The organism is Bacteroidales bacterium (assembly GCA_012519055.1).
Lineage (GTDB): Bacteria > Bacteroidota > Bacteroidia > Bacteroidales > Salinivirgaceae > JAAYQU01.
This window is the reverse complement of record JAAYQU010000014.1, coordinates 23,953-42,351: the sequence shown is the minus strand read 5'-3', so window position 1 is coordinate 42,351 and position 18,399 is coordinate 23,953. Positions and strand designations below refer to the sequence as shown.

The 18,399-nt window shown below is 34.4% G+C and carries 16 protein-coding genes; 14 read left to right on the top strand and 2 right to left on the bottom strand.

The window, feature by feature from the left end:
• Positions 1–2: 2 nt before the first annotated feature.
• From GX311_02915 to GX311_02855, 13 genes are all read left to right on the top strand, one after another.
• Positions 3–1,259, top strand: a complete 1,257-nt coding sequence (locus tag GX311_02915; protein ID NLK15326.1) for an O-antigen ligase family protein — start codon at positions 3–5, stop codon at positions 1,257–1,259.
• A 21-nt stretch (positions 1,260–1,280) separates the two neighbouring features.
• Positions 1,281–2,681, top strand: a complete 1,401-nt coding sequence (locus tag GX311_02910) for a phenylacetate--CoA ligase family protein (protein NLK15325.1) — start codon at positions 1,281–1,283, stop codon at positions 2,679–2,681.
• A gap of 28 nt (positions 2,682–2,709) precedes the next feature.
• Positions 2,710–3,879, top strand: a complete 1,170-nt coding sequence (locus GX311_02905) for a glycosyltransferase family 4 protein (GenBank protein NLK15324.1) — start codon at positions 2,710–2,712, stop codon at positions 3,877–3,879.
• Complete coding sequence (locus GX311_02900) at positions 3,869–4,621, top strand: GNAT family N-acetyltransferase (protein NLK15323.1); 753 nt, start codon at positions 3,869–3,871, stop codon at positions 4,619–4,621. The genes GX311_02905 and GX311_02900 overlap by 11 nt, the downstream gene beginning before the upstream one ends.
• A 50-nt stretch (positions 4,622–4,671) precedes the next feature.
• Positions 4,672–5,526: a DegT/DnrJ/EryC1/StrS aminotransferase family protein gene (locus tag GX311_02895; protein NLK15322.1), complete on the top strand. Its 855-nt coding sequence runs from the start codon at positions 4,672–4,674 to the stop codon at positions 5,524–5,526.
• Positions 5,519–6,589 (top strand): peptidoglycan bridge formation glycyltransferase FemA/FemB family protein, encoded by a 1,071-nt coding sequence (locus GX311_02890; GenBank protein NLK15321.1) that lies wholly within the window; start codon positions 5,519–5,521, stop codon positions 6,587–6,589. Before GX311_02895 ends, GX311_02890 begins: the two co-directional genes overlap by 8 nt.
• A gap of 74 nt (positions 6,590–6,663) precedes the next feature.
• On the top strand, positions 6,664–7,365 hold the full coding sequence (locus GX311_02885) for a sugar transferase (protein NLK15320.1): 702 nt from the start codon (positions 6,664–6,666) through the stop codon (positions 7,363–7,365).
• 79 nt (positions 7,366–7,444) lie between these two features.
• On the top strand, positions 7,445–8,203 hold the full coding sequence (locus tag GX311_02880) for a DUF218 domain-containing protein (GenBank protein NLK15319.1): 759 nt from the start codon (positions 7,445–7,447) through the stop codon (positions 8,201–8,203).
• A gap of 37 nt (positions 8,204–8,240) precedes the next feature.
• The gene (locus GX311_02875) at positions 8,241–9,431 is read left to right on the top strand and encodes a LegC family aminotransferase (protein ID NLK15318.1); all 1,191 of its coding nucleotides are present in this window, start codon (positions 8,241–8,243) and stop codon (positions 9,429–9,431) included.
• A gap of 5 nt (positions 9,432–9,436) precedes the next feature.
• Positions 9,437–10,654: a polysaccharide biosynthesis protein gene (locus tag GX311_02870; protein NLK15317.1), complete on the top strand. Its 1,218-nt coding sequence runs from the start codon at positions 9,437–9,439 to the stop codon at positions 10,652–10,654.
• 13 nt (positions 10,655–10,667) lie between these two features.
• Positions 10,668–11,345, top strand: coding sequence for a sugar transferase (locus GX311_02865; protein NLK15316.1), 678 nt, complete (start codon positions 10,668–10,670; stop codon positions 11,343–11,345).
• A gap of 248 nt (positions 11,346–11,593) precedes the next feature.
• Positions 11,594–12,673 carry an undecaprenyl/decaprenyl-phosphate alpha-N-acetylglucosaminyl 1-phosphate transferase gene (locus tag GX311_02860; GenBank protein NLK15315.1) on the top strand — a complete coding sequence of 360 codons (1,080 nt, stop codon included), beginning with the start codon at positions 11,594–11,596 and terminating at the stop codon, positions 12,671–12,673.
• A complete protein-coding gene (locus GX311_02855) occupies positions 12,663–14,258 on the top strand; it encodes a hypothetical protein (GenBank protein NLK15314.1) in 1,596 nt (531 codons plus the stop codon). Before GX311_02860 ends, GX311_02855 begins: the two co-directional genes overlap by 11 nt.
• Positions 14,259–14,264: 6 nt before the next feature.
• On the opposite strand, the gene ppk2 is transcribed toward GX311_02855, so the two are convergent.
• The gene (gene ppk2, locus GX311_02850) at positions 14,265–15,143 is read right to left on the bottom strand and encodes a polyphosphate kinase 2 (GenBank protein ID NLK15313.1); all 879 of its coding nucleotides are present in this window, start codon (positions 15,141–15,143) and stop codon (positions 14,265–14,267) included.
• Positions 15,144–15,364: 221 nt separating this feature from the next.
• On the bottom strand, positions 15,365–16,480 hold the full coding sequence (locus tag GX311_02845) for a methyl-accepting chemotaxis protein (protein ID NLK15312.1): 1,116 nt from the start codon (positions 16,478–16,480) through the stop codon (positions 15,365–15,367).
• Between the two features lie 550 nt (positions 16,481–17,030).
• On the opposite strand from GX311_02845, the gene GX311_02840 reads away from it, so the two are divergent.
• A complete protein-coding gene (locus tag GX311_02840; GenBank protein ID NLK15311.1) occupies positions 17,031–18,377 on the top strand; it encodes a phosphomannomutase/phosphoglucomutase in 1,347 nt (448 codons plus the stop codon).
• The last annotated feature ends 22 nt before the right edge of the window (positions 18,378–18,399 follow it).

The following is an 18,399-nucleotide window of genomic DNA, read 5'->3' as shown; positions in this document are numbered from 1 at the left end:
ATATGGCTTTAAAGTTTTCAAAGTTTTTTATAATACTTTTTATCTTGACTAGCTTTATAACACAAAGTTTAAGTGAGTCGGGAATTCTTTATCGTATTACTCCGCCTGATATTGCCGGCGCATTGGGATTGTTATTTTTTGTTTTAAGCGGAAGATCTTTTAATTTCTCATATAATCAACCTATGATACTTTTCATTATTACGCTGTTTATAGGTGGTCTTGTTGGACTAAACCTCTCACAGTCATTTGTCGAGGTTGTTATTTTACTTTTTTTACTTCTTATTTTCTTAGTTCTGGTAGATTTTTTTGGATCTGTAAGTGGTTTTTGCGAATTAATATATTATTTTTCTCTAGCGGGCATTTTGGCTTCTGGATTCGGTATATATGATTACTTCTCAGTTGTTTTCGGCTTGCCACGGATTTTTCCCGAAAGAACAGGAGGTGAGGTTTTATCAGGTTTTAGAAATGCAGGACAAGCTGGCTCTTATGCCATGATTATCTTAGCTATTTTAATACCGGCTATTATATCAAAAGTATATACTCTTTTCAACAATAAACAAAAAAGAACACTTGTTATTAGTTTAGTGATGGTATCATTATTCCTTTTTCTAACAGGAAAAATGGCTGCGTATATAGGTTTTGGTATAGGTTTTTTACTTTCCCTTTTAATGAGAAGAAATTACAAAACATTTTTAATCTCTTTAGTTGTTGGATTGATTTTGTTTGTTGTAATCCAGGAGCTCCCCAAAATAGCTCCAGATATTAATAGTAGAATTTCATATAAATATGAAACACGTTTAGCCGGAACATTAGAAGGAGAGTCGGGCTTAACTGATGAAGAAGGCTTTATTCAAAACAACCTATCCAAAGCAATGACTGCGTTTAGGGATAATCCCATTTCGGGAACGGGAATAGGAGCGTTTGGAGGTGGTCATTATGATAAATATGAAGTCCATAGCACCTATTTTAAAATGATTGGTGAGACCGGTATAATTGGCTCTATTGCTTATATCATATTTATGATTTTCTTTATGAAAAAACTGAGGTATAAAAAACACAAAGATATGTTCTCCGAATTTTTGTATTTTGTTTTACCTTTTATTATTGGTTGTTTGGTTTCATGGGCTTACACTTATCATATGCGAAAGCGTGAGTTTTGGATTATGTTTGCAATTATTTTTATCGCAGATTATTTTGCTAAAAGTGTACAAATCAACAATAGAATTAAAACGGGATTAAAACAAAACCATTCACAATAAGAGATTTTAATCACTACTATTATGGCATTTTTGGAGTATCTATATAAATTGTCACCCCATTTCCTTCACAATATTTTTGTAACGGGATTTAATATATTGGCATATCGTAAACGATATGATAGTAAATACTTTGAATATTTAAATCTGTTTAAAAATCGTGAAAAATTATCAAGAAATGAATTATTGTTACTACAAGCTCAACGGCATGAAACTTTTTTAAAGTTTGCTAATAGACATTCCGATTACTATCGGGTACAATTTGAAAATATACCAGAATTCTATAAAATTGAAAACATCCATAAACTGCCCATCTTAAGTAAAGAGGAGTTACGAGCAAATATAAATCAGATTTGTACCATAGAGAATAAAAAAGATGCTATTGAGTCCAAAACAGGAGGAACAACAGGCAAATCCTTAAAAATCTACCTTACTCATGATAATATTCAAGAGCGCTTCGCTATGTTAGATAATTTTCGGGGTTGGTATGGTTATAAGCTGGGGAAACGGACAGCCTGGTTTAGTGGCAAAAACCTATTGACAGAGAGGGATATTCGTAAAAACAGGTTTTGGAAGACAGACCTCAAATACAAAGTACGATATTATTCTACCTTTCATATCAAGGAAGACTATTTGAAATATTATGTAGAAAATATAATCCGTTTTCAACCGGAATACATGGTTGGCTTTCCGTCTACTATCATAGAAATTGCCAGGTACGGCTTAAAATATGGCTATACTTTTCCAAGGGGAATTTGTAAAGCGATTTTCCCTACAGCAGAAAGTGTCACTCAAGAAATGCGGAACATCATTGAGCCTTTTTTCGATTGTAAAATGTATGACCAGTATGCCTCATCCGAGGGAGCACCCTTTATTTTTGAATGCAAAAACGGAAATTTACATTTGGAGTTACAAAGCGGTGTTTTTGAAGTCTTGGATGACAGTGATAAGCCCGCTACGTCCGGAAGATTAGTGGTAACAGCATTTACAACTGAAGGAACACCATTAATTCGTTATGACATAGGCGACAATATTTCTTTAGAAGATACAAATAAAACTTGCTCTTGTGGAAATAATAACCCCTTAGTAAAAGAGATTTTGGGTAGAATAGATGACTTTGTCTATTCACCGGAAAATGGAAAAATAAATTTGGGAAATGTCTCTAACACTTTGAAAGATACGAAAGGCATTGTGCGCTTTCAAGCCATTCAGAATGAACTAAATGCATTGGAAATACTCACAGTAATTGACAAACAGGAGTTTGACGAAAAATCAGAACAGAAATTTATACAAAATTGGCGTGACCGTGTTGGAAATAAAATGAAAATTGACTTCCGTTACGTAGATGATATTCCAGTAGAGAAAAGCGGAAAGTTTCGGATAGTTAAAAATAATATTAAGGATATAATAGAGAACAACTATTAACCCTGATAATTAAGGATACTTAGGTAATATGAAGAAAAAGAGCAAGGTTTTACGCGTATTTACCAGCTCGGTATCTATAGGACTATTAAAAGGACAACTGAAATATATGAAGCAACAAGGGATGGATGTTTGTGTTGCTTCAGGAGAACCTTTTAACATAATAGATATTGCTGCCGCACAGGAAGAGGTAGAGGCGTTTAAACTTAAACACTTGACAAGACCCGTAAGTATTGTACAAGATTTTTTGGCTCTATTTGAAATGGCACGATTAATCAGGAAAATAAAACCTGATATTATCCACACACATACCCCTAAAGCTGGTACAGTTGGAATGTTGGCAGCCTGGATAACACGTGTACCTATTCGCCTGCATACTGTAGCCGGAATGCCCTTACTTGTTCATAAAGGAATTAAAAGGAGAATACTTAATTTCGTGGAACGAACAACTTATATGTGTGCTACCAAAGTTTATCCCAATTCGCACGCACTGAAAGATATTATTATTAAAGAAAAATTAGCTCCCGCCCACAAACTTGATGTGTTGGCAAATGGTAGCTCTAATGGCATAAATACCGACTACTTTTCACCTTCACATTTTACAAATAAAGAGACCGGAAAACTCAGAGAAGAGTTAAATATTTCCAAATCAGACTTTGTTTTTATTTTTGTTGGACGACTAGTAAGAGATAAAGGAGTAAATGAATTGATTTCTGCTTTTTCAAGATTGAAAGCACAAAACATAAAGCTTTTGCTAATAGGTACTTTTGAAGAAGAACTTGACCCACTATTGCCGGAAACATTACATGAAATTAAAAATAATCAGAATATTATTTCATTAGGTTGGCAAGATGATGTTCGTCCATATTATGCTATTTCAGATGCACTTGTGTTTCCAAGTTACCGTGAAGGATTCCCTAATGTGGTTATGCAAGCCGGAGCCATGGGATTGCCCAGTATTGTCACAGATATAAACGGTTGTAATGAGATAATTATTGAAAAAGAGAATGGAGTAATTATTTCACCACAGAATAAAGAACAGCTTTATGATGCAATGCTGTACTTTTTAGAAAATATTGAGGAAGTGCAGCGAATGGCTAAAAACTCAAGAGGATTAATTACAGTTCGGTATGAGCAACATATTGTATGGGAAGCCGTATTGAAAGAGTATCAGAAATTAAAAAAAACAGATGATGAATGAAAAATATAATTTAAAAATTATAGACAAACAAGATATTTCGGAAGCAGTATCTATTGTTCGTTCATCTTTTAATCCGAAATACTTATATGCGTCTATTTATAGAGGACATGGCATCGTCTCTCATATTCAAAATGAATTAGAAAATTCATTTTCTCCATACTATTATATGGGGTTATATGAAAATAATATCTTGGTTGGCTTCGTAGAGTATAAATTATTTAAGGAAGACAATTTGTCATTTCTAAATATGATTGCAATAAGGAATGACTATAAAAGCTTAGGCATAGGAACGATATTATTTGAAAAGACAAGAAATTTTTTCGCAGATAAAGGATTTGGGTTTATTGGACTGGATGTGTTTGCATCGAACACTACTGCCTTAAACTGGTATTCAAAACTCGGATTCAAAATAGAAAACACAACTCCATTTAGTAAAGTAACCATAAAAGAGAGCAATAATTCAATTGATTTTGAAATATTAAATTACCCTCAATTCAAAGTTGTCAACAAATTTTATGGTTTTTACTTTATAGAGTTGCAATATGGAAACCACAAAGAATCAGTTAGATACATTGACAGTGATTTAATAATAAGAGGCTCGAAAAACAAAGAGCTGGAAACAATTATTATACATTTAAAAAAGATAGTACCTATAAAAAATGTTTATTTTATCGGAGATAATTGTCCTTTTAGCAGCTTTGAATTAAAAGACAAAATTTTAAGAATGAAACTTAAACTATAATGATAACCAAAAAAGCAACTAACATTAATAATTATCTAAGAACCTGGCATTTGACAGAGTCTGCAAGAGAAGCCTGGAGTTTAATAATAGAAATATACAAGAATAAAAATCCAAATGGAGTAATTCTATTGCCATCATATATTGGTTGGTCGTCAAATGAGGGTAGTGGTATTTTTGATTCTGTGCTAAATTCTGAAATGTCTTTTGATTTTTATTTGTTAGACAGTGAGCTTCAAATATGTTTTAAAGACCTAAAGGACAAAATTAAAGTCCATGAAGATGTTTTAGTACTGCTCGTTCATTATTTTGGGTTTTATGATAAAAATTATGAGAATATTTCCGATTATTTACTTGAAAAGAAAATTTTCTTTGTTGAAGATTGTGCACACGCTTGGTTAACAGATTTAATAACGGGTGAATGTGGACGTAAAGGAAACTATTCTTTTTATTCATTACATAAACTTTTACCTTTGGATAAAGGTGGAATGTTAGTAAATAATTATCCTGAAAACTCAGATTCTGACGGAAACCCCTTTGTTGAGTTGAGTTACGATTTCTTATCAATATACAAAAAAAGAAGGGACAACTACAACTATCTATTAGAACAATTAAAGAAGATGAAGGGGTTTAAAATATTGCATAGCGACTTAGGGAATATTTGTCCTCAAACACTTCCGATAATATTAGATGATTTCGATAGGGATGTGCTTTACAAAACGATGAATGACAGAGGGTTTGGCATGGTCAGTTTGTATCATACTATGATTAAAGAACTTCAAGATAGCAAGTATGAACTCACTAATAAAGTTTCAAAAAAAATTTCTAATTTTCCTATTCATCAAGATGTTAATTTTGAGGATATTCAAGAAATGGTAACTGTGTTAAAATCCATATTGTATGTTTAAAATATTAGATTTAGGGAAAGGTGAAGATGTAAAAGAGTACGAAAAATTATATTGTAAAATAGGGAAAAAGGATCCATATTTTCTAATCGACTATATAAACGTATTCAACAATAGAAAAAAAGAGTTAATCTGTTTTGCATACGAAACCGACAGTTCTGTAATAATTTTACCCGGATATCTTCACGAAATTGATATAGAAACAACTGAAAAGTATTATGATTTTGTTGCTCCCTACGGATATACTGGACCGCATATGTCAGAAAATGCGACAAAGCACGAAATTGAGTTTTTTTGGAGAAATGTGGGAACATGGTACCAAAATAACAATGTTATAACCGAATTTTTAAGGTTCAACTTGTATGGCAATGAAAAAAACTACGATGGGAATCTAATTCCCACACTATTAAATGTAAAAGGTAAAATTATTGATGCCGAAACTCAATGGTCGAATTTTGAACATAAGGTACGTAAGAATGTAAAAAGAGCCCAAAAAGAGGGTTTAAGAAGCGAAATTTTCCACTTAGAAGAAGTGTCATCACAAGAAATAAAAAACTTTCATGACATATATATTCACACTATGGAGAGAACAAATGCTCAAAAACGTTTTTTCTTTCCATTTGAAGACTTCTTATTCTTTATTCAAAACAACCCCGAAAGTTCTGCAGTTTGTAATATTTATTTTCAAGATAAAATTATTTCTTCTGAGTTAATATTAGTTTCTGACGATTCAATTTTCTCTTTTCTTGGAGGAACTGATGAAAACTACTTTGATAAAAGACCAAATGACTTTCTTAAATTTGAAACAATTAATTGGGCTAGAGATAACAATAAAAAATTCTATGTATTAGGTGGTGGGCATGGATATGAAGATGGTATTTATAATTACAAAAAATCTTTTTTCCCAAACGATATTGTTACCTATTATACAGGAAGAAAAATAGTTAACAATCAAATTTATCGCGAATTGGTTGAAATAACTAATAAAAAAAGACAAGAAACCGGTTTAGACTTATTGGACATTGAAAATTCTAATTATTTCCCCTTATACAATAAAAAAGATTAACTTTTCATTTTATACACACTTATTGGAATAGTGTTCTATAGCACTTAAAGAACTGTTTGATTATCACTTATTATATGCAGAAAAAATCATACATAATTGTAAAAAGAGTGTTCGACTTTACTGTTTCGTTAATTTGTTTAGTTGTTCTTTCCCCATTGTTAATTCTTGTATCATTAATACTTCTTTTTTCAGGAGAACACTTGGTTTTTTACTGTCAGGAAAGAGTTGGTTATAAAAATAGACCTTTCAAACTAATTAAATTTGTTACCATGACAAAAGAGAGTGGAGTAGACATTGGAAAACATCCTACCACTTTGCCAGGTGACAAAAGAGTTTTACCCTTTGGTAAGTTTCTACGAAAAACAAATATTAACGAACTACCTCAGCTGATTAATATTCTCAAAGGAGAATTGTCCTTTGTAGGACCCCGACCTCTTTCAAATTTTGGTTGGCAAAGGTATTCTGAACATATCCGTTTAAATATTTACAATGTAAAGCCCGGTATGACCGGCCTTGGCTCAGTTGTCTTTAGTGATGAGCCCACATTAGTAGCCTCATATAATATGGACCCTCTTACCGTTTATGACCAAATAATAATCCCTTACAAAGGCGAATTGGAGATGTATTACCAAAAACACGCTTCAATGATTACTGACTTTAAAATTATTTTCCTTACCGCATGGGTCATTCTGTTTCCTAAAAGTAAACTTTATAATAAGTTCTTTAAAAATCTGCCTCAATCTGTTAACAATTGCCTAAAAACCAGCGTGTTATAACATTAAGCATTTCCTCGTTAGTTGTGAATCTATCTATTTCCTTATATTATAAACCTCAATTTTATTAATTCTACTTTGCATGCGATATATTATTTCTCTATTAGTTACACCTCTTTTTATTTTTATTATATTAATTGTAGTTTCGTTGATATTGTACAATAAAAAGAAACTCCGATGGGCAAAGGCTATTTTTATTTCTGCTTTTGCATGGCTTTTTATTATAACTACACAATTGATATCAAACTATCCTACTAATTTTTTAGAAAAAAAATATACCCCATTAATTATTGTTCCCGACTCCGTTCTACATCGAGAAACACACGTTTTAATCTTAGGCAGTGGTCACGAAAATGACTTTACTCTGCCGTTTCGGGAACAACTTAACGGTATAGCTTATGGCAGACTTATTGAAGGCATTCGATTATACAAACAAATACCAAACTGCAAGATTATCACTTCAGGCTATAGTGCAGATCAAATAATGCCACAAGCCGAAGTTCTAAAACGAGCTGCGTTAGAAAACGGAATACCTGACAGCGTAATTATAACCATAAGTGAGCCTTGGAATACTAAAAGCGAAGCCTTGGAATACCATAAAAGATTTGGGACACAACACAATCTAATATTAGTTACAGATGCTGTTCATATGCATCGTTCACTATATCACTTTAAAAATATTGGTTTAAATCCATTACCTGCGCCCGTCAACTTTATTGTTAAAAAATCTAATAACCCATTCTATAAAAAAATCGTACCTTCGGGCGGAAATATAGTAAATGTAGAGCGTACAATGCACGAATACATTGGACTTTTATGGGCATATATTGGTGGTAATTAATGGTTTATAACATAATAGCCAAACTAAAATTAATTCTATGACACGTTACTATAAAATAGTTGATTTTATCCGTGAAACATTCCAGGAGCCTACTGGTTTTATTCCTTTACACGACCCACGTTTCATTGGTAATGAACGTAAGTATTTGACAGATGTAATGGATTCAAACTTTGTCTCGAGCGTTGGCGAATATGTTGGGAAATTTGAACAACTGTGCGCTCAATATACGGGTGTTAAATATGCCGTGGCTGCTGTAAACGGAACTGCAGCTCTCCATATGGCTTTAATTGTCGCTGGAGTAAAAGCCAACGAAGAGGTTATAACACAATCCGTTACTTTTATTGCAACAGCAAATGCCATTTCATATACTGGTTCATATCCCGTTTTTATTGATGTTGACAAGGATACAATGGGAATGTCACCGGAAAAGCTCTCCGATTTTCTGAATAAAAACTGTGAAGTTAAAGCAGACGGATTCACATACAACAAAAACACAGGTCGAAAAATAGCTGCATGCCTACCAATGCACACTTTCGGACACCCTGTAAGAATAGATGAAATAGTAACTATTTGCGACAAGTTTAATATCCCATGTATCGAAGATGCTGCGGAAAGCCTCGGAAGTACATACAAAAACCGTCATACAGGCAGTTTTGGTTTGTTGGGAACTCTAAGTTTTAACGGCAACAAAATAATTACAACTGGCGGTGGTGGTATGATTCTAACCAATAACGAACAACTCGCTAAACAAGCTAAACACCTTACTACTCAAGCTAAAAAACCTCATAAATGGGAGTTTGTTCACGATCAAATAGGGTACAACTATAGACTTACAAACATCGCGGCAGCTCTCGGATGTGCACAAATTGAACAACTGCCACTTTTTGTTGAAAAAAAGCGCGAACTTGCACTAAAATATCAAAGTTTCTTTAAAAATACCGATTTCGATTTTTTCACAGAACTCAAAGAAGCTAAATCAAATTATTGGCTCAATGCACTAATATTAAAAGACTTAAATGAACGAAACGAATTTTTAAGCTACACGAATCAAAACGATATAATGACACGCCCATTGTGGGAATTGATGACCCGTTTGCCAATGTTTAAAAACTGCGAAAAAGGGAACCTTGACAACTCAGAGTGGCTGGCGGATAGAGTTGTTAATTTACCAAGCAGTGTAATTATCCCCGGATATAAAAACAACCATACTAATCCTTTGACAAAATAAAAACAATGATACGTTTCAACCTCGAAGAGTTTATTAGTCAACACGTTACTAAGCGTGATGAGAGCTTACTAAAAGCCGACCTTGAAAAATTTAACAAACAGCTGTCTGAAAGATTAACCAACAAAAATGTTTTGGTTATTGGAGGAGCAGGAACCATTGGCTCGTGGTATATTAAGGCTCTTTTAAAATTCAAAGTTGCCAAACTTATTGTTGTCGACATAAATGAAAATGGACTTACTGAACTTGTACGCGACTTGCGTAGCTCAACACAATATCATATACCAAACGACTTTATAACTTATCCAGTAAATTTCGCCGATCCCGTTTTTGAAAAAATATTGAAACATCACGGTCCTTTTCAAATAGTGGCAAACTTTGCAGCACACAAACATGTCAGAAGTGAGAAAGATATTTTTTCAATTGAGGCAATGGTTGAAAACAATGTTCTAAGAGCACAACGACTTATTGAACTGATTTCAAAATCAAACGTTGAACACTTTTTCTGTGTCTCAACTGATAAGGCTGCAAACCCTGTAAACATCATGGGGGCAAGCAAAAAGCTTATGGAAGAGCTAATTATGGCATATTCCAAAACCATTCCTATTACCACCGCCAGATTTGCAAATGTCGCTTTCTCAAACGGAAGTCTCCCGTTGGGATTTCTCGAACGATTAGCAAAAAAACAACCCTGGTCGTGTCCAAAAAACATTAGACGCTTTTTCGTGTCACCACAAGAGTCGGGAGAACTGTGTCTAATAGCCTCTATTCTTGGTAGTTCTGGCGATATTTTCTTTCCGAAGTTAGATCCGGAAACTGATATGATCCCCTTCGACGAAATTGCGATAGACTTACTTAAAACATTAGGCTACACCGCCGATATTTGTAAAACCGAAAATGAAGCAAGGGAAAAGGCACTTCTGTTAAACGAAAATTCAAAAAGTTATCCTATCTATTTTTTTGAATCTGATACATCGGGCGAAAAACCATTCGAGGAATTTTATACAGAAAAAGAGGAGCTTGATACTGACACATTCCATGCATTAGGTATAGTTAAAAATTCAAAAAAACGTTCTGTCGAGGAAATCAACAAAATTATAAAATCTTTGCGCGCAGTTTTTGATAAGCCATCATCCGATAAATCTGAAATTGTTGCGGCACTTAAATCATATCTTCCTAACTTTGATCATATTGAAACCGGAAAAGGTCTTGACTCTAAAATGTAAATCTTAACGTTCTATGTACAAGTTTCTTAAGCGTTTGCTCGATATTATTATTTCTCTGTTGACAATTATTATTCTGTCGCCTTTATTGTTGCCCGTAATAATAATTTTGCTTTTAACCGGCGAACACTACGTTTTCTATAAACAAAAACGCATTGGATATAATAATAAACCGTTTAAAATCTGGAAGTTTGCAACAATGCTTAAAAACAGTCCAAACATAGGAACAGGTAGCATAACATTGAAAAACGACCCCCGAGTATTCCCATTCGGCAGATTCTTGCGAAAAACAAAAATTAACGAATTGCCACAAGTTTTTAACGTATTGCTTGGTGATATGTCGATAGTCGGACCTCGCCCACTTATGGAAGTCGATTTTTTACGATATCCCGAAGAGATGCAAAAAACAATTTACAAATCAAAACCCGGAATAACCGGTATTGGATCAATTATTCTGCGTGATCAAGAAACCTTGCGCAGCAAAGCCCAAAAAGATGGCGTTGAAAACTTTGAAAATTCATTAGCTCCTTTCAAAGGAGAACTTGAAATATGGTATCAAAAAAATGCGTCTTTTGGTACCGATTTAAAAATCATATTCTTAACAGCTTGGGTAATTATATTTCCTAAAAGCAACCTTGCCTACAGACTACTGCCTGAACTTCCCCCTACTCCTCCTGAATTTTCCCTAACCTAGCTTGCTCGGTCTAAAAACATTGGTTTTATTTTAGTCAAAATTATCCGAACCTATATTTTTTGACAAATTTTAACAACCTGTTTTTTCAATGAGAAGTTTGAAGTTATCTCTACGCTAAAATATTACCCCTATCTTTCTCGTTTTAATCACTAGAAACCCAAACAAATCTTATTGAATTTACGTAAAATTTATTGTCATAATAAGTATTTAATGAGCTATTTGCTTATTTTTGTAAAAAATCACGGAACATGATACCTTATATCAATATTCTATCGGCTTTTTTTACTGCATTTATTATTACTCATATAGTTATTCCTGCAATAATTAGAATATCGGTTAATAAAAACTTGGTTGCTCAACCAAATGAACGAACATCACACACAAGCTTAGTCCCTAATTTAGGAGGAATGGGTATTTTCATAGGTTTTATCCTCTCCTTTACCCTATTTTCAAATTTTGAATCTTTCCCAAGCTTGCAGTACTTTCTATTTGCAATGATTCTGATTTTCTTTTTGGGAATTAAAGATGATATTACTGCTCTGTCTGCTTCTACAAAATTTTTGGGATTACTCGTTGCCGTAGGGATTCTGGTTATTCTAGGCGATGTTAGAATTTCAAGTTTTTACGGAATTCTGGGCATATACGATATTGGATACTGGCCCAGTGTACTATTAACTATACTCGTTTTTATGACGATCATTAATGCGATAAATCTTATAGACGGCATAAATGGTCTTTGCGCTATATTAACAATCATCTCTTCTATTGCTTTCAGTTTTTGGTTTATTTTAGAAGGTAGTGAAGTTAGCATACAACTTACTACTCTTGCAGCAGCAATAATCGGTTCTTTGTTAGCATTCCTAAGATTTAATGTAACTCCTGCAAAAATATTTATGGGTGATACAGGTTCTCTAATGCTAGGCTATATTCTTGCTTTTATGGCTGTTATGTTTATTGAGGTTAACGCTACATATCAAGGAGTTTTTAAATTACGATACTCTCCAGTTGTTGCTATCGGCTTTTTAGCCATACCTCTTGCCGATATGCTTAAAGTCTTTTTAATCAGAATATTCAGGGGTCAATCTCCTTTCTCTCCGGATAAAAGACATGTCCATCATCTTTTGGTTGATCTTGGATTAACACACATGCAAGCTACCGCACTTTTGTCTTTAGCTTCTATTTTATTAATATGGATATCGATTGTATTACAACGATATAATGGTAGATTAACCACATTTGTTATTCTTTCTGTTGGTTTTTTTGTGGTTTGCATTCCCAACATAATCAATCGTATCAAAGGTATTAGGAATAAAAAAAATGAAAATTAAGTTTTTCGGATTTTTAGTTTTTCTTTCACTTGCGTTTACTTACTTAAATGCACAACAACCCTACAATTTAATTTTCAACCACTCATACCAACATATTGAGCGTGATTTATATAACTCTGATTCACGTTTCCATACTGCCATAAAACCATATTTAAAAAATCAAACTGATACAATATCAAATTATGATGATGTGTTGCAGATTGAGACCACAAAGAAAATTTGGGATATAGTATTTAATAAGAGCCTCATTAAAAAAAAATATAAGCATTTTGAGTTTAGTATTGACCCCGCAATAAATCTAGAACTAGGATTTGATAACGACTATGATCAAAAAAGCTGGGTTAATACACGTGGAATATTTATCAGGGCTGGGATTGGAGACAATTTTGCTATGGGAACCCAATTTTTGGAAAATCAGGCTATGTTTAACGATTTGAGAAATGACAGGATAAAACAATTAACTCAAAGAGTAATCCCGGGTCAAGGACTTTCAAAAATTTTTAAGCAAAAGCCAAATGGTTACGACTACTATTTTTCAGACGCCTACATCTCTTACAGCCCCTCAAAATACTTTAACTTTCAATTAGGTACAGGTAAAAACTTTTTTGGAGATGGATATCGTTCGCTATTGCTGTCGGACAATTCATTTAACTATCCACATTTCAAAATCACAACAGATATTTGGCAGATTAAATATGTAAACCTTTGGGCACAGTTTCAGCATTTACGCGACAGTAGGCCAGATGTAGCCATGAACACAAAAAAATGGGGTGCTTTTCAATACTTGAGTTGGAATGTAACACAATGGCTAAACTTAAGTCTTTTTGAAGCCGTTATATGGCGCGATCAAGACTCAATAAGGGGGCATCGTGGATTCGATATTCATTACGCCAATCCAGTAATTTATCTACGACCTGTTGAGTGGTGTGTTGGATCGCCTGATAATATTATAGTTGGAGCTGCAGGTAAGATTACTTTACTAAAAAAAACAGCTCTGTACGGACAATTAGTGTTCGATGAATTTAAAATAAGTGAATTAAGAAAAAGAGATGGTTGGCACGGTAATAAATGGGGTATTCAAGCCGGGTTAAAATCTTACGACCTTTTTAGTGTTGAACGATTAGATTTTCAAACCGAGCTGAACGTGGTTAGACCATTTATGTATTCACACGACCCCGTTACAAACTATACACACTTTAATCAACCTCTTGCACATCCTTTAGGATCAAATTTTGCCGAAGCTGTTACTTTCTTGCGATACGGATATAAACGCCTCTTTTTTGATGTTCAATTAATATTTGCAAAACACGGAGCCGATACCGCAAACTTAAATTACGGAAACAACCTGTTTTTGCCTTACTCTACTTACGCTCAAAATTATGGCAACAAGTTCTTCCAAGCTGATGAGGTTAATTTAAAAATCCTAAATGCAACTGTTTCTTTCTTAATTAATCCTGCATACAACCTAAACGTTTATACCGGAATAATTGTACGAAACGAAACTTCGTCTACTATTAACAGACAGCAGAAATTAATTGTCTTCGGAATTAGAACATCTCTACATAACTTCTATTGGGACTTTTAATGACATTCAATAAACATCTGGCACAAAATTTTGGTCTGTAATTGGAGGTCTGACATATGCTCCGTCGTCAACACGTTTTGGCAATGTTATTGGCGGAGGAGTTATGTCTTCATAATCAACTTGTTGCAAAAGATGATGAATACAGTTAAGTCTTGCTCTCTTCTTATCATCAGCCACTACAACATACCAAGGAGCTTGTTTAATGTCGGTGTGAGCAAACATAGTATCTTTAGCTTTTGAATATTCAACCCATCGGTTTCGAGATTCAATATCCATAGGGCTTAGTTTCCAACGTTTTACGGGATCTTCATTTCTTGATTTAAACCTACGCTCTTGCTCTTCATCGCTGACTGAAAACCAATATTTTATTAACTTAATACCCGAGCGTACCAACATGCGCTCAAATTCGGGACAAGAACGCAAAAACTCAAGATATTCCTCCTCTGTACAAAAACCCATGACACGATCTACACCCGCTCTATTATACCAACTTCTGTCAAACAATACCATTTCCCCAGCTGCTGGCAAATGTTGAACATATCGTTGAAAATACCATTGTGTTTTCTCTTTTTCTGTTGGTATCCCTAAAGCAACTACCCTACAAAACCGAGGATTCAACCTCTGTACAATAGTGCTAATAGCCCCTCCTTTGCCCGCTGCATCGCGCCCCTCGAATATCACAACTACTTTAAGCTTCTTAGCTTTTACCCATTCCTGAAGCTTTATCATCTCTATTTGAAGCTTGTAAAGCTCCTCTTCATAAAACTTATTATCTATCTTTTTTTTATCGGTAACTACCTCATAATGCAAATCTTTGTTATCGTTACCCTCAGAAGCTTTTTTATGACTCTTGGCTTCACCATTTTTGTTTTTATTTTTCGACATAACTCTAATGTTTTGATTAATGCCCTACAATATACAACCTGATAATGATAATTAGAACATTTTTAATCAAAAAAATTAAAAATAATACACGTTTTTTTGTATAGACACCATAGCATGGCGTCTCAACTGCTGCGATGTAACATACAGACAAAAAAACACCGCAAAAGCATTTATGCCTATGCGGTGTAACTTAATTGTTTAATTTTTATTATCTGTTTGCGTTATATTGTAAACCTAGTCAGCGTCTGCCCCATGGTGTTCGCCAAATCAACCAACTGTTCAGCTCCTGCGCTAAGCTCTTCCGAGGTACTTGAGTTTTCGTTAGTAATCTGCACTAACTGGTTTAGCGCGGTGCTAATCTGTTCAGCTCCTTGTCGTTGCTCTCCACTCGCTGCTGCAATTTCATTAATCATGGCAACAACCTTTTGTATATTTGGCACAACGGTATCAAGCTTCAACCCCATCTCCTCCACAGCTTTGGCACTTTCTTGTGAAATACCATCAATCTCATTAGATGCCTTTTGACTTTGGTCAGCCAAATGTCGCACTTCAGCCGCTACCACTGCAAAACCTCTTCCATACTCTCCGGCTCTGGCAGCTTCAATTGCTGCGTTTATTGCTAATACATTAATTTTACGGGCTATTTCACTTACATTGACTGTCTTTTCGCGAATGTGATCCATTGCCTTTGAGGTTCTATTAAACGCCTCACTAACCTCTTTCACTTCAACGTTTACCTGCTTCCCAACATTGGCACTTTGATTTGCATTTTCTAAGTTTTGATTTATGTTGCTAGACATCTCTTCCATTGCCGACGAAATTTGCTCAGTAGACGCAGATTGATCGTTTGCTCTGGTTGCAATATAATTAGATTGGACTTTAAACTGTTCGCTCGCTTCAATTAGCGTGTGCGATACATTATTACTTTCCTGCAAAATTTTGTGAGTCTCTATCACCACTCCCTCAAATGCACGTGTTAACTGACCTATTTCATCAATACGCTGGGTAAAGCTTTTAGAAGCGCGCACTGTGAAGTCTCCAGTGTTTGCCAGCTCCTCCATTGCCGAAATAAGCTCACGTATAGGTTTTTGCACCATACGTAAAATAATAAAAAAAGCTGTAAATCCAATTGTTATAATCGAGGGTATCGTTATCCACATCACCCAATTACCAAAAACAGGCGCAACATAACCAGCAATGGCAGTAAGTACAATTATAAAAGCAATTACTACAAAAGCTATTCTTAGAAACGATTTACGAAACACTACCAACAACACAGGAACTACCGTTATAATTGCAGCAAACATTAGAATAAGAAAAAATGTTAAATCACTCATAATATAAATGTTTAAATAAGTTAAATTAAATAAAAAGCACTCCCCTGCAATATTAGCAAATATTTATGACAACTAAGGTGTTTTGGTGTTTCTCCAAAACCTTAAATAAAAAAAACAATCTGTAGTATATTTACCTGCAAATCACTGTATATCTTACATTTGCGCTTATTGGTATTATATTTTAGCTCTTTATGCATATTTTATAAGTTGCACTTTTTTAAATGTTAACCAACTATTTTAGTAGATGAATATCTCATATTCACGTCATAACAATACGAGTCTTATACAAAATCAGTATTTTGATATTAAAATAATAAAAAAGTAAGACCAATCACAATTACAAATGTTTTTAAGAATAAGACAAACAAACATAATTGATTTTTGTTTGAATTAATTATATTATAACAAATGAAAAACTTTTCGTATAATGATTGCCATTTCAAGCCCACACACAACTAATATTCATACAATATCCTACAAGCCGAAGCAAATAATCACTAACTTTGTCATTCCTAAACTTGAATTAAAATCATTATTAAACGTAAAAATTATGGGAGCATTTCACGCATACGATATCAGAGGGGTATATAACAGAGATTTTAATCGTGACGATGCATACAAAATAGGATTCCATTTGGTTAACTTGCTAAAAACCAACAAGGTATTAGTAGGACGCGATGCTCGCACATCATCGCCCGAAATATATGAATATCTGAGTAGAGGCATTGTCGATGCAGGTGCCGATGTTTATAACATTGGCTTGTCTACCACGCCAATGGTATATTTTGCCACAGCCAAACATGGTTTTAAAGCATCAGTGCAGATTACAGCCTCGCACAATCCACGTGAGTATAATGGAATGAAAGTTTCGCGCGAAAACGCCCTCCCTGTTGGATTAGACACCGGATTAAACATAATAAGAGATAAAATCACCGAAGACGCCCCAATAACCCCTGCAAAACAAAAGGGTAAAATAGTTGATTTTGAGGTCAAAGAGCAATATCTAAGCTTTTTGAAACAGTACATAACCGATTATTCAGAAATGAACGTCACAATTGATTGTTCAAACGGAATGGCAGGCTTACTTATTCGCGATATTTTTGGCAATTCCCCAAAATTTCTGTACGAAGATATCGACGGAACGTTTCCAAACCACGCGCCGAATCCGCTAGATTTAAAAAATGTTGTCGATTTGCAAAAAGCTGTTAAAGAAAACAAAAGCGATTTGGGAATAATCTTCGATGGCGATGGTGACAGAGTTATGTTCGTCGATGAGAATAGCCGTTTTGTATCGCCAGACCTTATGATAGCACTCTTAGGTCATTACTTTTTGGAGGAGCGAGGCGAAAAAGGGTACGTTATTCAGGATATTCGTACATCAAAGGCTGTTGGGGAGTATCTTTTGCCAATGGGTGGAAAAATGCACACATGGCGTGTTGGTCGCGCCTTTGCTGCTCCTAAATTACGCGAAATTAACGGTATCTACGGCGGAGAGTTAGCAGGACACTACTATTTTCGCGATTTTTTCTATTCCGACTCGGGCTTATTGGCTTGTATATTGATTATGAATGTAATAAAAAAATTCAAGCAACAAGGAGTCACCTTTTCACAAGCAATTGCGAAAATTGAAACCTATGCCAATTCGGGCGAAATAAATTTCAAAATCGACAAGAAAAAAGAGGCTATGGATGCTGTAAAAAACCATTTCATCAAACTCGAAACGCCAACAGCTATAATGGATTTTGACGGATACCGTGTTGAATTCCCCGATTGGTGGTTCAATATACGCCCATCGAATACTGAACCATACTTGCGTTTTATAGCCGAAGCAAAATCACGCAAATTACTTGATGAAAAAATAGAGACTGTTAAGAATATTATTCAAACATTTAATTAACAAAACTGTATCTTTGCACAAA